15 protein-coding genes and 1 riboswitch are annotated in these 17432 nt (G+C 67.7%); of the genes, 9 read left to right on the plus strand and 6 right to left on the minus strand.

The features are described 5' to 3' along the window. The first annotated feature begins 258 nt into the window (after positions 1–258). Positions 259–1758, plus strand: coding sequence for a sugar transferase (locus tag ACFULV_RS17390; protein WP_378657731.1), 1500 nt, complete (start codon positions 259–261; stop codon positions 1756–1758). A gap of 60 nt (positions 1759–1818) precedes the next feature. On the opposite strand, the gene ACFULV_RS17395 is transcribed toward ACFULV_RS17390, so the two are convergent. From ACFULV_RS17395 to ACFULV_RS17405, 3 genes are read right to left on the minus strand one after another with little or no spacing between them, the layout of a single operon-like run. After that, a complete protein-coding gene (locus ACFULV_RS17395) occupies positions 1819–3450 on the minus strand; it encodes an ABC transporter permease (RefSeq protein ID WP_378657734.1) in 1632 nt (543 codons plus the stop codon). Then, positions 3447–4376, minus strand: coding sequence for an ATP-binding cassette domain-containing protein (locus tag ACFULV_RS17400; RefSeq protein ID WP_378657737.1), 930 nt, complete (start codon positions 4374–4376; stop codon positions 3447–3449). The genes ACFULV_RS17395 and ACFULV_RS17400 overlap by 4 nt, the downstream gene beginning before the upstream one ends. A gap of 3 nt (positions 4377–4379) precedes the next feature. Beyond that, complete coding sequence (locus ACFULV_RS17405; RefSeq protein ID WP_378657739.1) at positions 4380–5000, minus strand: TetR family transcriptional regulator; 621 nt, start codon at positions 4998–5000, stop codon at positions 4380–4382. Between the two features lie 101 nt (positions 5001–5101). On the opposite strand from ACFULV_RS17405, the gene ACFULV_RS17410 reads away from it, so the two are divergent. Next, positions 5102–7033, plus strand: a complete 1932-nt coding sequence (locus tag ACFULV_RS17410; RefSeq protein ID WP_378657741.1) for an acyl-CoA dehydrogenase — start codon at positions 5102–5104, stop codon at positions 7031–7033. Here ACFULV_RS17410 and ACFULV_RS17415 read toward each other — a convergent pair. From ACFULV_RS17415 to ACFULV_RS17425, 3 genes are all read right to left on the minus strand, one after another. Further along, positions 7030–7626, minus strand: a complete 597-nt coding sequence (locus tag ACFULV_RS17415; RefSeq protein WP_378657743.1) for a phosphatase PAP2 family protein — start codon at positions 7624–7626, stop codon at positions 7030–7032. The two genes, ACFULV_RS17410 and ACFULV_RS17415, sit on opposite strands and share 4 nt — an antisense overlap. 31 nt (positions 7627–7657) lie before the next feature. Beyond that, positions 7658–8536, minus strand: a complete 879-nt coding sequence (locus ACFULV_RS17420; protein ID WP_378657746.1) for a nuclease-related domain-containing protein — start codon at positions 8534–8536, stop codon at positions 7658–7660. 63 nt (positions 8537–8599) lie between these two features. Further along, positions 8600–9997, minus strand: coding sequence for a DUF2252 domain-containing protein (locus ACFULV_RS17425; protein ID WP_378657749.1), 1398 nt, complete (start codon positions 9995–9997; stop codon positions 8600–8602). A 121-nt stretch (positions 9998–10118) separates the two neighbouring features. On the opposite strand from ACFULV_RS17425, the gene ACFULV_RS17430 reads away from it, so the two are divergent. From ACFULV_RS17430 to gcvP, 7 genes are all read left to right on the plus strand, one after another. After that, positions 10119–10754, plus strand: a complete 636-nt coding sequence (locus ACFULV_RS17430) for a CDP-alcohol phosphatidyltransferase family protein (RefSeq protein ID WP_378631208.1) — start codon at positions 10119–10121, stop codon at positions 10752–10754. 27 nt (positions 10755–10781) lie between these two features. Then, positions 10782–11195: a glycine cleavage system protein GcvH gene (gcvH, locus tag ACFULV_RS17435; protein WP_378657752.1), complete on the plus strand. Its 414-nt coding sequence runs from the start codon at positions 10782–10784 to the stop codon at positions 11193–11195. A 177-nt stretch (positions 11196–11372) separates the two neighbouring features. Then, positions 11373–11858 (plus strand): FHA domain-containing protein, encoded by a 486-nt coding sequence (locus ACFULV_RS17440; protein ID WP_101462719.1) that lies wholly within the window; start codon positions 11373–11375, stop codon positions 11856–11858. A 70-nt stretch (positions 11859–11928) separates the two neighbouring features. Continuing rightward, complete coding sequence (locus tag ACFULV_RS17445) at positions 11929–12717, plus strand: MerR family transcriptional regulator (RefSeq protein ID WP_378657754.1); 789 nt, start codon at positions 11929–11931, stop codon at positions 12715–12717. A gap of 159 nt (positions 12718–12876) precedes the next feature. Further along, positions 12877–13350 (plus strand): bifunctional nuclease family protein, encoded by a 474-nt coding sequence (locus ACFULV_RS17450; protein ID WP_067446263.1) that lies wholly within the window; start codon positions 12877–12879, stop codon positions 13348–13350. 158 nt (positions 13351–13508) lie between these two features. Next, positions 13509–14066, plus strand: coding sequence for a MerR family transcriptional regulator (locus ACFULV_RS17455; protein WP_131816826.1), 558 nt, complete (start codon positions 13509–13511; stop codon positions 14064–14066). A 75-nt stretch (positions 14067–14141) separates the two neighbouring features. After that, a riboswitch (glycine riboswitch) is annotated at positions 14142–14241 on the plus strand. 164 nt (positions 14242–14405) lie between these two features. Then, positions 14406–17216 (plus strand): aminomethyl-transferring glycine dehydrogenase, encoded by a 2811-nt coding sequence (gene gcvP, locus ACFULV_RS17460; RefSeq protein WP_378657756.1) that lies wholly within the window; start codon positions 14406–14408, stop codon positions 17214–17216. The last annotated feature ends 216 nt before the right edge of the window (positions 17217–17432 follow it).

The following is a 17432-nucleotide window of genomic DNA, read 5'->3' on the forward strand; positions in this document are numbered from 1 at the left end:
TCACTTGTGAAAGTGATTGTCCTGCATTCATATCGAAAGGCAATAGCGGCTCGGTGATAGCTGTCCGATTGCGCTGTGAAGTGGCTAACTACTGGAATCCCTTGTGGCGGTGAGTCTTCGGAAAGAACCCCTGCTGGTGGTCTGTAACAATCAACGAGCGGGTATCGAATCGACGGGAAGTAGGACGGCCGCAACGGCCGCATTCCGGTCGACGGGGATCGGGAAACGATTCGTCGCCCGAAGGGGAGGTGTGGGTTCATGAGCTACGAGCTCACCGGTAGTGGCGACGTCGATGTTGTCAACGGCGTCCAGGTGCTGCGCCGTACCCAGCGCGAAAGTTGGCAGAGCGCACTGGTCCAGCGGTTGGCGGCGACCGACGTGATCGCGGTGTTCGGTGCGGTCGCGGCGGCACAGGTCATCCGCTTCGGCGGGCCCGCCGCGCCGCCGCTGGCCTGGCCACTGCCCTACGAGGTCGGCTACTCCGTGGTGTCGCTGGCTCTGGCCGCCGGGTGGCTGGCGTTGCTGCACGGCTACGGCAGCCGCACCCCACAGGTGGTCGGGACCGGGACCGAGGAGTTCCGCAGGCTGGTGTCGGCGACCCTGCGGCTGTTCGGTGTGCTGGCGATCCTCGCGCTGCTGTTCCGGGTGGAGGTCGCGCGCGGCTATCTCGCCATCGCGTTGCCCGCCGGGCTGTTCGCGCTGGTGGCCGGGCGGTTGGCGTGGCGGTGGCGGTTGCGGCGGTGGCGCGCGCAAGGGCGGTGCCATATCGCGGTGCTGGTCGTGGGTTCGCCGGAGGCCGCGCAGGCGATGGCGACGGCGTTCACCGGCGATCCCGGCTCCGGCTATCGCGTGGTCGGTGTCTGCGTGCCCGCGGGATCGGTGGGCCCGCAGTTCGAAACGTCCGACGGGCCGTCGGTGCTCGGCGACGATCGCTCGGTCCTGGAGGCGGTGCGCCGCAGTGGCGCCGACTCCGTAGCCGTGGCCGCGACCGATCATCTCGGACCCGCCGAGTTGCGGCGGATGGCATGGGCATTGGATCCCCTCGGCGTCGATCTGATCGTCGCACCCGGCATCGCCGACATCGCGGGGGCGCGGCTGACCAACCGCCTCGTCGCGGGGATGCCGATGCTGCACATAGACCCGCCGCGCTACGGACGAGCGAAGTCGAGCCGAAAAGCGCTGTTCGATGTGTGTTTCGCCGCGACCGTGCTGGTGCTCGTCGCGCCGATGCTGGCCGCCATCGCGATCGCGGTGAAGATGACGAGCGCGGGGCCGGTGTTCTACCTGTCGGAGCGGATCGGGCGCGACGGTATTCCGTTCCGGATGATCAAGTTCCGCAGCATGCTCGTCGACGCCGACAGCACGGTGGAGGCGCTCATCGAGCACCACGGTGGAAATCCGTTGTTCTTCAAGGTCAAAGACGATCCGCGAGTGACCGCCGTCGGCCGTTTCCTGCGCAAGTACAGCCTCGACGAGCTGCCCCAATTCTTCAACGTGCTGCGCGGCGACATGAGCGTCGTCGGGCCACGGCCGCAGGTGCAACGTGAGGTCGACAGCTACGACGGGGAGATGCGACGGCGGCTGCTGGTGAAGCCGGGCGTCACCGGGTTGTGGCAGGTCAGCGGACGGTCGGATCTGTCGCCGGAGGACTCGGTGCGCCTCGACCTGTCCTACGTCGAGAACTGGTCGATGGTGCTGGATCTGGCGTTGATCGCGCGCACAGTCGGGGCGGTCACCCGCGGCGACGGCGCGTATTGAAACCGGGGTGGCGAGTCGACTCACCACCCCGGCTCGGTGACGCGGAGCGCACGCCCGCGGTCAGCGCAGGTCGCGCCGGCGGAAGGCCATGAGCCCCACCACGATTCCCGCCCCCGCCAGGGCGAGCAGGTAGGCGATCGGCACGATGTCGAACGCCGCACCCGGCAGCTTCGGCGGGTGGACGAAGGGCACCAGATCGAGGATCCACTGCGAGAAGCTGCCCAGCGAGCCCAGCACGAAGATCACGATCATCGCGCTCAGCACGCCCCACGCGAGTGCCGCGTACTTGGGCAGTGCGCCGAACAGCAGCATCGCGACGGCGGTGACCACCCAGACCGCGGGCAGTTGCACCGCGACCGCGCCCAAGGATTCGCCGACCTTGCCGGGAAGGTCGCCGTCTGTCGCGCCCCAGACGATGCCGATCGCCGAGCCCGCGGTCAGCAGTGCCACGGCAGGTCCGCCGATCGCGAACAGCAGGTGGCTCGACGCGTAGCGCACGCGGCTCACCGCGGCGGCCAGAACCGTCTCCGCGCGCCCTGAGTTCTCCTCCTCGTGCAATCGCAGCACAGCCGACACGGAGTAGGCGGCGGCCGCGGCGGCCAGCATGGCGACCGCGTAGGCGATGAACGACTTCTCCAGATCGGCCGACCCGCCCATCGAGGTGACCACATCCTGCAGGGTGCCGCTGTCGTCGAGCATGCCGCCGATGCTGTCGACCGCACCGCCGATGAGCAGACCGTAGAGGGCGAAACCGGTCGTCCAGGCGAGCAGCGAACCTCGCTGCAGTCGCCAGGCCAGCCCCACCGGACCCGACAGCGCGGTGCCCGCGACGGCCGGTCCGGGTCGGTCGGCCAGCAGTCCCGCGCCGATGTCGCGAGTCCGCAGCAACCGATAGGCGAGCAGGGTCGCGCCGGTGGCGAGGGCGGCCATCGGCACGAGCACCCACCAGCGTTCGTCGGCGAACGGGCGGATCTGCAGGCACCATCCCAGCGGCGAAAACCAGGACAGCACACCGTTTCCCGCATCGCCGACCGCACGCACCGCGAACGCCGCGCCCAGCCCGCCCAGCGCGATGCCGCGGGCGAGCCGCGCGCCGGTGCTGACCTGCGCCGCCACGGCGGCCACCGCACCCCAGACCACGCCGGAGCCGGCGAGTGCGGCGCCGAAGGCGACCGACCCTGCGACGGGCAGATCGGTGGCCATCAGTGAAGCGGTACAGGCGATTCCGGCAACCGCCGAAGCCCCGTAGGCGAGCAGCAGTGCTCCGGTGAGACCGGCGAAGCGGCCGATGCTGGTGGCGCCGACCAGTTCCGCGCGCCCGGTCTCCTCCTCGACCCTGGTGTGGCGGATGACCGTGAGCACCGCGGCGATCGCGATCATCGCGTACATCGCCCCGGCCTTCCAGGTGCCGATGGAACCGAGTGCCGAGCTGAAAACGGGGCCGTACATGGCGATCAGCGCGGGGCTGGCCGCCGTGGTCGCCGCGAAGTGGTCGAGTTGTTCTCCGGTGGTGTAGATGTCCTTGATCGACACGATCTGCAGCGCGGGCATCAGCCCGATCAGCAGCGACCACAGCGGCGCGACCACCCGGTCGCGGCGCAGATACAGGCGCAGCATCTGACCGGTGCCGGCGAATTCGCCTGCGGTGCGGGCAGTTCCGGCGAAGCGAGGGAGAGCGGCTGTCGCAGTCATGCCCGCACCTTCTCCGCGGTCTCGGCACCGTCGACGTGGTAGTGGCGGAGGAACAGATCCTCGAGCGTCGGTGGCGCGCTGGTCAGGCTGCGGACCCCCGCGTCGCCGAGTACCCGGATCAGCGCGCCGAGGTGGTCGGCATCGACCTGGCAGCGCAGGGTCGAACCGTCTCGTTCGATGTCGCCGACCCCGGGCATCGTGCTCAGATCGCCGGGATCGCCGATCAGGTCGGCGGTGATGGCAGTGCGGCTCAGATGGCGCAGATCGTTGAGTGAACCGGATTCGACGGTGCGGCCGGCGCGGATGATGGTGACCCGGTCGCACAGGTGCTCGACCTCGGACAGGATGTGGCTCGACAGCAGCACCGTCGCGCCACGGGCGGCGGCATCGTGCACACAGTCCTGGAAGACCTGCTCCATCAACGGGTCCAGACCCGAGGTCGGCTCGTCGAGGATCAGCAGATCCGCGTTCGCCGAAAACGCCGACACCAGTGCGACTTTCTGCCGGTTGCCCTTGGAATAGGTACGGGCCTTCTTGGTGGGGTCGAGTTCGAATCGTTCGATCAGCTCGCCGCGTCGTGACTCGTCCAACCCCCCGCGCATGCGGGCGAGCAGGTCGATCGTCTCACCGCCCGACAGCGACGGCCACAGCGTGACATCGCCGGGGACATAGGCGATCCGGCGATGCAGGTCGACGGCATCGGTCCAGGGGTCGCGGCCGAAGACCGCGGCTTCGCCACCGGTCGCGCGCAGGACTCCGAGCAGGATGCGGATGGTGGTGGACTTGCCTGCGCCGTTGGGACCTAGGAAACCGTGGATCTCGCCGGTGCTGACGTGTAGGTCGAGTCCGTCGAGCGCGGTGAAGCGGCCGAACGTCTTTCGCAGGTCCGCGACATCGATGACCCGGTCGGTGGTGGGGGAGGGCATCGTCTACTCCTCGAAAAGGGTGTCGAGCATGGTGGAATCGGTGAGTAATCCTTGGGTGTAGAGCTCGAGCGCCGGGAAGGTGATCTCGTCGGACAGCTCACGAATCGCCTTGCGGTAATCGAGTTTTCCTTCGCGCTGCATGCGCATCTGGAGGTAGAGGTTCATCGCGCCGACATGGCAGAGCACGATGTAGCGAGCGCGTGCCGCGTGGTCGCGACTCGGTTTGGCCTTGCCCTCGTCGACGGCGGTCTGCATGTACTGCTCCGCGTCGGAGATCATGTGTTCGAGCAAGGACTCCGACAGCGGGCCGCCTGCCTGGAAGCTGCGCAGCATGTAGGCCACCAGAGGTGCGTACATCTCGAGTTCGGCCATCGCGTTCAAGATCCCCGCGGGACCGGGCGCCTGGATCGCGCGCAGCTTCTCGTCGCGGATGATCTCGAGCACACGATCGTCGCAGACCGCGCGCAGGCCGTCCTTGGAGCCGAAGTGATGGTTCACCAGCCCGGGTGACACCCCGGCCGCGGCGGCGATGGCCCGTACGCCGACGCCGAACCCCTGCTCACCGAACAATTCGATCGCGGCATCGCGAATCCTGGCGGCGGTGGTGAGATCGGCTGAACGCATGTTCAATATGTTAAACGCGTGTTCAATTCGTTGGCAAGACTTTCGCCCGCTCCGAGTTTCGGGCCTGGGGGACCCATCGTGTGCGGGCTAATGTCGAAGCCATGGCTACCGGCACATCGACGACGGCAGAACATCTCCGCGCAGCGCTGGACGGACCGTGGCGCACGGTCAGGGAGCAGGCGCGCACCCAGCTCGCCGGTGCGGAATTCACCGACGATCCCGAACTCGACATCCACGCGGCGAGAGCGCGCGTGCTCGACCAGATGCGGGTCATCGCGACCATGGGCTACCCCGAACGCGGTTTCCGGCCCGAGAACGGCGGCACCGGTGATCCCGGCGGCGCGGTCATCGGGCTGGAGATGCTCGCCTACACCGACCTGTCGTTGTGGGTGAAATCCGGCGTGCAGTGGGGACTGTTCGGTGGCGCGGTGGAGAACCTGGGCACCGAACGTCACCGTGACTTCATCAAGCGCCTGATCTCGCTCGATCTGCTCGGCTGTTTCGCGATGACCGAGTCGGGCCACGGCAGCGATGTCGCCGATCTGGAGACCACGGCCACCTATGACCCGGCCACCCAGGAATTCGTCATCAACACCCCGACCCCGTCGGCGCGCAAGGACTACATCGGTGGCGCCGCGGTGCACGCGCGGATGGCCGCGGTGTTCGCCCAGCTGATCGTCGGCGGCGAGAGCAAAGGGGTGCACTGTCTGCTGGTGCCGATCCGTGACGACCTCGGCGCGGACCTGCCCGGCGTGACGACCTACGACGATGGGCTCAAGGGCGGCCTGCCCGGTGTCGACAACGGCCGGATCGTCTTCGACCAGGTGCGGATCCCCCGCGAGAACCTGCTCAATCGCTACGCCGACGTGTCGCCGGACGGCACCTACAGCTCGGAGATCGAGAACCCGAGCCGCCGCTTCTTCACCACCCTCGGCACGCTGGTGCGTGGCCGGGTCAGTGTCGGCGGCGCGGCCGCGGCCGGCGCGCGGGTGGCACTGAGTATCGCCGTCCGCTACGCGCTGGCGCGCCGCCAGTTCGCCGACCCCGATACCGGTGAAGAGACCCTGCTGATGGACTACCGCAGCCATCAGCGCAGGCTGCTGCCGCTGGTCGCGAAGTCGTTCGCGCTGGCCTTCGCCCAGAACGACCTGGTGCGCCGGATGGACGAGATCCAGCGCGGGGAGAACACCGAACCGAGCTCACAGCGGGCGCTGGAGAAGCGTGCCGCCGGTCTGAAGGTGGCTCAGACCCGCCACGCCACCAGGGCCATTCAGGAATGTCGCGAAGCCTGCGGCGGCGCGGGATATCTCACCGAGAACCGCCTGGTCACGCTGAAGGCCGACACCGATGTGTTCACCACCTTCGAGGGCGACAACGTCGTGTTGACCCAGCTCGTGGCGAAGGAACTGCTCACGGCCTACTCCGACGAGGTCCGCGACCTCGACGCGCTCGGCTGGGTGCGCTTCGCCGCCACCATGGCCGGTGACGTGGTGCGCAAACGCTCCGGCGTGCGTCAGCTGATCCAGACCCTGCGCGACCGCAACGACGAGTCCGTCGACGAAGGCGACCTGTCCAAACGCGACGTCCAGCTGCAGCTGTTCGCCGACCGCGAGGACTACCTGCTGCGCACCGCCGCGCACCGGTTGCGCGCCCGCGCCGCCGACACCGGCCCGTTCGAGGCGTTCAACAATGCCCAGGACCACATCCTGGCCGCCGGCGCCGCGCACATCGACCGGCTGGTGCTCGAGGAGTTCGTCGACGGCATCGCCACCATCGAGGACCCCGATGCCAAGGCGCTGGCCGAAACCGTCTGTGACCTCTTCGTCTACGCCTCGCTGGAGGAGAACCTGGCCTGGTACATCATGCACCGGTTCATGTCGGTGGAGCGGGCCAAGGCGGTGCGGCGCGGGGTGAACGAACTCGTCGACCGCCTGCGCCCGGACGCGCTGAACCTGGTGGAGGCGATGGGTGTGCCCGAGACGATGCTGCGCGCCGAAATGCTGCACGACGCCAGCGTTTTCGATCGCCGCTAGACGGCGCGCCGGGCGTGTAGGGCATCGGAGATCCAGCACAGGCCGATCGCCATCGAGGCGGCCGCTGCCGCCCCACCGAGGACATCGGTGGGGTGGTGGTAGCCCAGCTCGGCCATCGCGGGGGTGATCGCGATCAGGGCGAGCACGGTGAGCGTCGCGACCGCGATCCGTATCCGGAGGTCGGTCACCAGGCACGCGAAAGTTGTTGCGACAGCGACCATGTGGACGGTATGCCCGCTCGGGTAGGCGAGATGGTCGTCGAGTCGGCGATCCCACAGTGGTTTCAGCAACCAGGTGTTGACCGCCAAGGCGACCTCGGGAACCACCAGCATGGTCACGGCCCGCCACCACTGCCGATGGAGCGCGAAAAAGGCACACGCGGCCAGGAGCAGCGCCACGACCACCGGCGCGTTACTCGGCGTGACGAGTACGTGCGCCAGGCCCGGGGAGACGGTGTCGGTCGTCGCCACCGAATCCAGCTCGCTCGGGCCGCCGTCCGCGGGGAACGTCAACGGGACCGACGCGGTCAGTACGGCACCGGCGCCGATCGCCGCCACTCGCACAGCGGAGGCACTACCGACACGGTCGATCACGAACGCGACGATAGCCGCCGTCCGGCCCCGCTCAGGCCGGACCGTAGGTGAGTACCGCCGTGACCAGGAACCACAGCACCCACACGATGGCCACGATCATGCCGAGAGCGAGGGTGATCCGCAGGAACGCCCGGCCGAAATCGAGATCGCCGCCGACCCGCGGATACAGCTTCCACGGGCTGTACCACGGTGCGATCATCCCCCGGGACTGCGCCTGGCGTTCGAGCTCGGCCTGTTGCTCGGCGTAGGACTCCGCGGCCGCCTGGGTGGGCCCGCCGTGCCACAGCGTCACGTCGATCGGGCCGAGGAAGCCCTCGTTGAGCAGATCCTGTGGTGCGGGCAGGAACGGCAGGATGCCGAGGCCACGGAACGCGATGGCGACGTCGTTGGCCGTCCAGAGGTTGTGTTCCTTCTCGGCCAGCAACTCGAAGTACATCTCGAGCCGATGCGGGTCGTCGGTGACGATCACATCGAAGCTCGGGTCGCTCCAGCCCTGGTGCACGTCGATCTGGGCGCCGGGCATCGGCACGATCAGGCCGAGACCGTGCACCGCGCGCTGGCCGAGCCCGCGCGCGGCGAGATAGTCCTGCAGGGCGAAGGTGTGATCACGCGAACGTTCCAGCGGCGTCGATTTCTCCGCGCCCGCGAACTGGGCGAGTTCGCCGGAGACCATCCACGGACCGTTGAGCGGGATCTCGAGTACGCCGTCCTGCGGGGCGGTGAAGGTCTCCGCCTCGATGATCACGCAACTGGTCGGAGTCCAGACCACCGCGTCGAACTGATGCAGCCGATCCTGGTGGAACAGGCTGCAGTTGATCGTGGCGACGCCGTGCGGGCTCGCCGGGTCCTTCCACGTGCGCAACCAGTCGATCAGTGCCGCCTCGGCATCGCTGCCTGCCGCATTCTGCACGCGCACGAGCATGGAGACCGCCCTTCGTTGTGCCGAGAACCGTTGGCGTACATCGTAGCTCGATCAATCCTGTTCGGCGGCGATCGTACCCGCGTCCACGGCCGCGACGAGGTCGGCGTGATCGGCCTCGGTGCGGTCGGCGTAGCGCACCGCGAAGCGGGCCACCGAGTCCTCGAACCGGTCGTCGTCGTCATCGTCGGTTTCCAGATATCCCGCCAGCGCGCGCGGGTCGAGGGAGCGAGCATGCGCGCGGGCCAGTAGCGCGCCGGCGAGGCGGCCGTAGTCGTCGAGATCGTCGGCGGACAGTTCCGCCGGGTCGATGCTGCCTTTGAGATTGCGGAACTGACGCACGATGAAGGGCAGCGACTCGTCGAGTTCGACGGTCGTCCAACCGAGCAGGATGTCGGTCTCGGACTGCACGGTCCGCGCGCCGACCACGATCCGCTCGCCCTCGTGCCGGGGCTCGGTGGGCGGCAGGAACGGGGCGAGGGCCGACGGGCGCGCCTGCTTGACCTGCAACACCACCGCCTCGCCGTCGTTGCCGTGCAACAGCGCCACATAGCTGTGCAGGCCGACGCTGCCGGTGCCGACGATGCGGAACGCGACATCGGAGACCGCGAACCTGGCCAGGAGGTTGCGCCGGGACTCCCGGATGGTGCCCGCGTAGCGTTCCAGGCCGTCGATCACGGCTTCCGACACCGGCGTGTCGACCGCGGTCAGCACGGGCGGATCGCTGACGAAACGGTGCTTGCGGATGTCGGTCTCGTGGTCGTCGAGGTGCTCGGTCCACTTCGCCACCACCTTGGCGCTGGTGTTCTTGCGCGCCTTCTTCGCGGCCTTCTTGAAGTCGTCGAGCAGGTCTTCGGCTTTGGCGCTGGTGAGGATCGACTCGTCGGGCAACGCGGTCCAGGACTGCATGAACGGCATGTCGGCCAATTCGCCGACGGTACGACGGTAGGAGCGGGCGGCATCGCGTGCCGCGCGCAGGCAATCGTCCTCGTCGACGCCGCTCTCGCGTCCCGCCAGCACGAGGCTTGCCGCCAGGCGCTCCAGATCCCACTCCCACGGGCCCATGACCGTCTCGTCGAAATCATTGATATCCATCACGATCTCGCCGCGCTGCGTGCCGTAGAGGCCGAAGTTGGCGGCGTGGGCGTCACCACAGATCTGGGCGGCCAGACCACTGTCGGGTCCGGCGGCGAGGTCGGCGGCCATCAGGCCCGCGGCGCCGCGAAAGAAGGTGAACGGTGAGGCGATCATCCGCCCGATCCGCAACGGGATCAGACGTTCGATCCGGCCGCGGTTGCTGATGTCGATGAATTCGCGCACCGTCGGCCGATCGGGGCTCGCCGCGGCACGGTTACGCTCGGTGACAGGCACCCGCCGCCGGGCAGCCCGGCCACGTTCGCGGGCCTCCTCGGCGGAGACGTAGGAACGCAGATCAATACCACTGTCGGACACGATTGCCGAGGTTAGCCGTTTGCCGCGCGCCGGGCAGGGTGGCGCTCGGTACTCAGCGGAGTTGACGGCGTTTCGGCGTGGCCGGATGGCGCCGGACGGGGTCGGTGCGGTAAGCAGGGGCGTGGCAACCGAATCAGGAACGCCGGGCACGCACGACACCGAAACCGGTGGCGTGTTCAGCGACCGCATCCTGACCGTGCCCAACGCGCTGAGCGTGGTGCGGTTGATCGGCATCCCCGTCTTCCTCTGGCTCCTCCTGGTCCGCCACGCCGACGGCTGGGCCTTCGCCTTGCTGATCGCCAGCGGCTTCACCGATTTCCTCGACGGCAAACTCGCCCGATTGCTCGATCAGTCCTCGCGGCTGGGAGCGCTGCTCGACCCGCTCGTCGATCGGCTCTATCTGGTGACGACCCTGGTGGCCTTCGTCGTGCGCGGCCTGCTGCCGTGGTGGCTGGCGGTGATCTTGATCGCACGCGATCTGGTACTCACCGCGACCCTTTCGGTGTACAAGCGGCGCGAGCTACCGGCGCCGGAAGTGATCTACCTGGGCAAAGCCGCCACTTTCGCGCTGATGTCGGCGCTGCCGTGGATCTTGACCGGGGAGATGGACTGGGCGGGGGCGAGTTTCGGGTGGGCCTTCGGCTGGGCACTGCTGATCTGGGGCACGGCACTCTACGTCTGGACCGGGCTGCTCTACGCGGGGCTCGCGGTCGCGGTCGCGCGATCGATACCGCCTGTGCCGCACCGCGGGAGCTAGTCGATACTGTTGCGTGCAACGTCGACGATGAAAGGACGTCCAGTGACCCGGACCCCTGAGGAACTGCGCTACACCGAAGAGCACGAATGGGTGCGGCGGACCAGCCCCACGGCGGTCCGTGTCGGCATCACCGATTACGCCCAGTCACAGCTGGGTGACGTCGTGTTCGTCCAGCTGCCCGACGTCGACAAAGACGTGACCGTCGGCGACAGCATCGCCGAGGTCGAGTCGACCAAGAGCGTGTCCGACATCTACGCTCCGCTCACCGGCAAAGTCGTTGCGGTGAACGAGGATCTGGTTCAGACGCCGGAGACGCTCAACGAAGATCCCTACAACGGGGGATGGCTGTTCGAGCTCGCGTTCGACGACGAGGCAACCCTCGATTCCGCCCTCGGTGAACTGCTGGATGCAGCGGGTTACCAAGGAGTTATCGGGGGCTGACTCAGCCTTCACAGTTCTCCCTGCACGGGCACGCCCCGGCAGGGTACGGTCAAAGCCAAGCGGATACGTCGGGGAATCGACGCCGGGATCTTTTCCTGGCGATGTGATCGCGCCGGTCGTGTCGCCGAATACAGCACCTGCTTGCATGGATAATCAGGTTCGAGGAGGAGAGAAACGGTGAGCGAGAACAGGGACCCGGGTTACGGGGAAACCGCGGCCGAGACGACGTCGGTCTTCCGCGCGGACTTCCTCAACGAGGTCGACGCGTCGCGCTCCGCAGAGCCGACCGGCGAACAGCCGGTTCAGGGCGTCGAGGGCCTGCCGGCCGGTGCGGCCCTCCTGGTGGTCAAGCGTGGCCCGAACGCGGGCTCGCGTTTCCTGCTGGATCAGCCGACCACTTCGGCCGGCCGTCATCCCGACAGTGACATTTTTCTGGATGACGTCACCGTCAGCCGTCGGCATGCCGAGTTCCGTCAGGACGACGACTCGTTCCAGGTCGTCGATGTGGGCAGCCTCAACGGCACCTACGTCAACCGGGAGCCGGTGGACTCCTCGGAGCTGCAGAACGGCGACGAGGTCCAGATCGGCAAGTTCCGGCTGGTCTTCCTGACCGGTCCGCGCACGCAGGCGAACGAGTCGGCGTCGGGCGCGGGGTCGCGATGACCCCAACGGTACTGGTGCCCGTGACGGGCACAGTGCTGTGACAGGGGCGGCGCAGTGGGCGCGCGGAGGGATGTCGATCGGCTCCGTACTCGACCTGCTGCGACCAGATTTTCCTGATATCACCATCTCCAAGATCCGGTTCCTCGAATCCGAGGGCCTGATCCGGCCGGAACGGACACCGTCGGGATACCGGCGGTTCTCGGTGGCCGACTACGAACGGCTGCGTTTCGTGCTGACCGCGCAACGCGATCAGTACCTGCCGTTGAAGGTGATCAAGGAGCAGTTGGAAGCGATCGACAGTGGTGCGGCGACGTTGGGCGTGCGTGAAGCGCGCGCCCGCGCGCACTCCCACCACGGCGACGCGGAGGCCGGGCACAGTGTGTCCGGCTCCGCGGAGGCCGATGCCGAGGCGAAGAGCCCGGCCGCGCCACGCCGCCTCGGTATCGTGACGGGCGCGATCACGCCCGAGGAATTACGTGTCGATGTCGGCGTGCGGCTCACCAGGTCCGACCTGCTCGCCAAGGCCGACATCGACGACCGTTTCCTCGACGATCTGCTGCGCGCGGGACTCATCGTCCCCGGTGCGGGCGGATTCTTCGAGTCCGATGCGGTCACGCTCGCACACGCGGCCAAGGCGATGGCCGAATTCGGCCTGGAGGCACGTCATCTGCGCGCCTTCAAACTCGCCGCCGACCGCGAGGCCGCGCTGATCGCACAGATCGCCGCGCCCATCGCGAAGAGTCGCGATGCCGATGCGCGCGCTCGCGCCGAGGAGACCGTGCGCGAACTCGCGGCGCTGTCGCTGAACCTGCACGCCGCATTGGTCAAAGCCGCGGTGCGCACAGCCCTCGGCGGCTGACACACCCGGCCTGGTGATCAGGTATCGCCCCGGCTACACACCGATTTCGGCGCGAACGTCTTTCTTGCGCGCCCCAGAATTCGCCTAGACTCGTTGATACGGCGAGCTGTGCAGCTGTCGTGCCGGCCGGCGGCCGAGTATGGGAGGCAGGACTTACTCATGAGCGAGATGCGTGTCATCGGCATCCGTGTCGAGCAGCCACAGAACCAGCCCGTGCTGCTGCTGCGGGAGGCTTCGGGGGAGCGGTATCTGCCGATCTGGATCGGGCAGGCCGAGGCCACCGCGATCGTGCTCGAGCAGGAGGGGGTCACGCCGATCCGTCCGCTCACTCACGATCTGATCAAGATTCTGATCACCGAGCTGGGACACACACTCAAGGAAGTGCGGATCGTGGATCTGCAGGAGGGCACCTTCTACGCGGATCTGGTCTTCGACGGCGACCTGCGGGTCTCGGCGCGGCCGTCGGACTCGGTGGCGATCGCCTTGCGCGTCGGGTGCCCGATCTACGCCGAAGAACCGGTGCTCGCCGAGGCGGGCTTGGTGATGCCCGACGAACGCGAGGACGAGGTGGAGAAGTTCAAGGAGTTCCTGGAGTCGGTCTCGCCCGACGACTTCAAGGCGACCGACAGCTGACCACGATCTTCTAAACCTGAAGTAGAGGTCCAGGGAATCGCGGCGTTTGGTGCTTGGTGTGACAACACCGCAGGTCCGACAATGGCAGGAGTAACCTCGAAAGTCGGGCAACATCCGTCGTGACTCCGACCCGAGAACGTCGGCAGAAGGAGCGATCAGTGGAAGAACAAACGCAGGATGTCGTACAGCCTGGCTTGTTCCCGGACGACTCGGTTCCGGACGATCTGGTCGGCTACCGGGTGCCGAGCGCGTGTCAGGTCGCCGGCATCACCTACCGTCAGCTCGACTACTGGGCCCGGACCGGGCTGGTCGTGCCGTCGATCCGTGGTGCGGCGGGATCGGGCAGCCAGCGGCTGTACTCGTTCAAGGACATCCTTGTCCTCAAGATCGTGAAGCGGTTGCTGGACGCGGGCATCTCTTTACAGAACATCCGGATCGCCGTCGATCACCTGCGCAGTCGTGGCGTGGGCGATCTGGCCGGGATCACCCTGTTCTCCGACGGAACCTCGGTGTACGAGTGCACCTCGCCCGAGGAAGTCGTCGATTTACTGCAGGGCGGCCAGGGAGTCTTCGGCATCGCCGTCGGTGGCGCCATGCGTGAGCTGACCGGCGCGATCGCGGACTTCCCGGCAGAACGAGCCACCGCCATCACCGACCGCCCCGAAGACGAGCTCTCCTTCCGCCGCAAGGTGAGAGAGAACCGCAAGACCGGTTAGTGACCAGCGCTACACCCCCGGCGTGCCCCTGGTGGCGCGACCGGGGGTTTGCTGCATCTAGAATCAGTGGTGCGTCGCCGCCGTGCGGGAGAGTCCTCGGTTCGCGAGAATCGGGGCGCCGAAGGAGCAGCACCTCCCCGTCAATCTCTCAGGCAACAGGGACCGCACGGTGATTCGACGCCTCTGGAAAGCGGTGGCATCCGGCTGCCCGCCCACGGGGAAAGGGGCACGGTCACCGATCTTCGGGGCCGGGTTTCCGAATCTCTCAGGCGCACAGACAGAGGGGGAGGGCTGGTACCCGTCGACCACGAGGTCGACCCGCCCGACCTGGAGCTGCCCGTGACCCGTTCGTTCGCCGACCGCCACATCGGACCCGATTCCGACGAACTCGCCCGGATCCTCGCGACCATCGGCGTCGAGTCCATCGACGCACTCGCGACCACGGCGCTGCCCGCCACGATCCTCGACGAATCCGGCCTCGGCGCGCTGCCCGCGCCCGCCTCCGAGCACGAGGTGCTCGAGGAACTGGCCACGCTGGCGCAGGCGAACACCGTCGCCACCTCGATGATCGGTCTGGGCTACTACGACACCCTTACCCCGCCGGTGCTGGTGCGCAATCTGCTCGAGAACCCCGCCTGGTACACCGCCTACACCCCGTACCAGCCCGAGATCAGCCAGGGCAGGCTCGAGGCGCTGCTCAACTTCCAGACCATGGTGTCGGATCTGACCGGCATGGACGTCGCCAACGCCTCCATGCTCGACGAGGCCACCGCCGCGGCCGAGGCGATGACGCTGCTGCGCCGCGCGGGCAAGTCCAAGTCGAATCGGCTGCTGATCGACGCCGACCTGTTCCCGCAGACCAAGACCATCATCGGGACCAGGGCCGAGCCGCTCGGCATCGAGATCATCGAGGCCGACCTGTCGACCGGGGAGCTGCCGGAGGGCGAGTTCTTCGGCGTGATCGTGCAGACTCCGGGCGCGTCGGGCCGCATCGTCGACTGGACCTCGCTGTTCGCCGCCGCCCACGAGCGTGGCGCGCTGGTCGCCGCCGGTGCCGATCTGCTCGCGATGACGCTGAGCACCCCGCCCGGTGAACAGGGTGCCGACGTGTGCTTCGGTACCACCCAGCGCTTCGGCGTGCCGATGGGCTTCGGTGGCCCGCATGCCGGTTACCTCGCCGTGCGCACCGCCTTCGCCCGTCAGTTGCCCGGTCGCCTGGTCGGCGTGTCCGTCGATGCCGACGGCGCGCCCGCCTACCGTCTGGCGCTGCAGACCCGTGAGCAGCACATCCGCCGCGAGAAGGCCACCTCGAACATCTGTACCGCCCAGGTGCTGCTGGCCATCGTCGCCGCGATGTACGCGAGCTACCACGGCGCCAACGGCCTGCGCGCCATCGCGCGCCGGGTGCACCAGCACGCCGCTGCCGTCGCGAGCGGCCTCGGTGGCGCCGTGGTGCACGGTGCCTTCTTCGACACCGTGCTCGCCCACGTGCCCGGCGGCGCGGAAGCTGTTGTCGCCAAGGCGAAGTCGAAGGGCATCAACCTGCGCCTGGTCGACGCCGACCACGTCGCCATCGCCTGTGACGAGGCCACCACCGACGCGCATGTCGCGGCCGTCGTCGAATCCTTCGGCACCGCACTGACTCCCGACGCGGGCGCGGGCGCCGAGCCCGCCGCGATCGAGACCCGCACCTCGGACTACCTGACCCACCCGGCGTTCACCCGCCACCACACCGAGACCGCCATGTTGCGCTACCTGCGCGCGCTCTCGGACAAGGACATCGCACTGGACCGCAGCATGATTCCGCTCGGTTCGTGCACGATGAAGCTCAACGCGACCGCGGAGATGGAGCCCATCACCTGGCCCGGCTTCGCCCGCCTGCACCCCTTCGCGCCGACCGAGGACACCCCCGGCATCCGCAAGCTGATCGCCGACCTTGAGCGGTGGCTGGCCGAGATCACCGGCTACGACGCGGTGAGCCTGCAGCCCAATGCCGGTAGCCAGGGCGAGTACGCGGGCTTGCTCGCGATCCGCCGCTACCACCTCGATCGCGGTGACGATCACCGCGACACCTGCCTCATCCCGTCCAGCGCGCACGGTACCAACGCCGCCTCGGCGGCCATGGTCGGCATGCGCGTCGAGGTGGTCAAGTGCCGCGCGAACGGTGACGTCGACCTCGACGACCTGCGTGCCAAGATCGCCGACCACGCCGATCGGCTGGCCTGCATCATGATCACCTACCCGTCCACCCACGGCGTCTACGAGCACGAGGTCGCCGAGTTGTGCGCGCTCGTGCACGATGCCGGCGGCCAGGTGTACGTCGACGGCGCCAACCTCAATGCCCTTGTCGGGCTTGCCCGTCCGGGCCGGTTCGGCGGCGACGTGAGCCACCTGAACCTGCACAAGACCTTCTGCATCCCGCACGGCGGCGGCGGCCCCGGCGTCGGCCCGGTCGCGGTGGGTGCGCACCTGGCGCAGTACCTGCCCGGTGACCCGCTCGAAGCCGGTTCGCACGCGGTGTCGGCGGCGAACTACGGTTCCGCGTCGATCCTGCCGATCACCTGGGCCTACATCCGGATGATGGGCGCCGAGGGCCTGCGCGCGGCGACGCTGACCGCGATCGCGTCGGCCAACTACATCGCCCGGCGCCTCGACGCCTACTTCCCGGTGCTCTACACCGGCGAGAACGGCATGGTCGCCCACGAGTGCATCCTGGATCTGCGGGAGATCACCAAGCAGACCGGCGTCACCGTCGACGATGTGGCCAAGCGACTGGCCGACTACGGTTTCCACGCGCCGACCATGAGCTTCCCGGTCGCGGGCACCCTGATGGTGGAACCCACCGAGAGCGAGAACCTCGAGGAGATCGACGAGTTCATCGCCGCCATGATCGCCATCCGTGGTGAGATCGACCAGGTCGCGGCCGGGGTGTGGCCGGTGACCGACAACCCGCTGCGCGGTGCGCCGCACACCGCGGCCAGCCTGGTCGCCGAGTGGAACCACCCGTACAGCCGGGAGACCGCGGTGTACCCGCGCGGTATCGGCCATGCTCGTCCGAAGGTCTGGCCTTCTGTGCGGCGCATCGACGGTGCGTTCGGTGACCGCAATCTGGTGTGCTCGTGCCCGCCGCTGGATGCCTACGAAGACTGATCGGTAGTCCTGACAAATGGCCCCGCCGACCTTGTCGGCGGGGCCATTTGTTGTCTGTGTGTCGCCAGGTGACGTTGCAGTCGCGGCATGGTTGCCGAAAGTGAATTCTCATCGGCCGTACTGGCGGCGTGTCACATACCGAATGTCTTGTTTGCAGTTATTCAGGGAATGGCCAGTATGTGTCGAGCTGTCAAATGGTCTCGCTATTAAGTCAAG

The organism is Nocardia sp. NPDC057272, from assembly GCF_042668615.1.
Lineage (GTDB): Bacteria > Actinomycetota > Actinomycetes > Mycobacteriales > Mycobacteriaceae > Nocardia.

What these genes read in the sequence shown, in the direction of transcription:
- ACFULV_RS17390 (WP_378657731.1), top strand. Translation starts at nt 259, where the DNA reads ATGAGCTACGAGCTCACCGGTAGTGGCGACGTCGATGTTGTCAACGGC.
- ACFULV_RS17395 (WP_378657734.1), bottom strand. Translation starts at nt 3,450, where the DNA reads ATGACTGCGACAGCCGCTCTCCCTCGCTTCGCCGGAACTGCCCGCACC.
- ACFULV_RS17400 (WP_378657737.1), bottom strand. Translation starts at nt 4,376, where the DNA reads ATGCCCTCCCCCACCACCGACCGGGTCATCGATGTCGCGGACCTGCGA.
- ACFULV_RS17405 (WP_378657739.1), bottom strand. Translation starts at nt 5,000, where the DNA reads ATGCGTTCAGCCGATCTCACCACCGCCGCCAGGATTCGCGATGCCGCG.
- ACFULV_RS17410 (WP_378657741.1), top strand. Translation starts at nt 5,102, where the DNA reads ATGGCTACCGGCACATCGACGACGGCAGAACATCTCCGCGCAGCGCTG.
- gcvH (WP_378657752.1), top strand. Translation starts at nt 10,782, where the DNA reads ATGAAAGGACGTCCAGTGACCCGGACCCCTGAGGAACTGCGCTACACC.
- ACFULV_RS17445 (WP_378657754.1), top strand. Translation starts at nt 11,929, where the DNA reads ATGTCGATCGGCTCCGTACTCGACCTGCTGCGACCAGATTTTCCTGAT.
- ACFULV_RS17450 (WP_067446263.1), top strand. Translation starts at nt 12,877, where the DNA reads ATGAGCGAGATGCGTGTCATCGGCATCCGTGTCGAGCAGCCACAGAAC.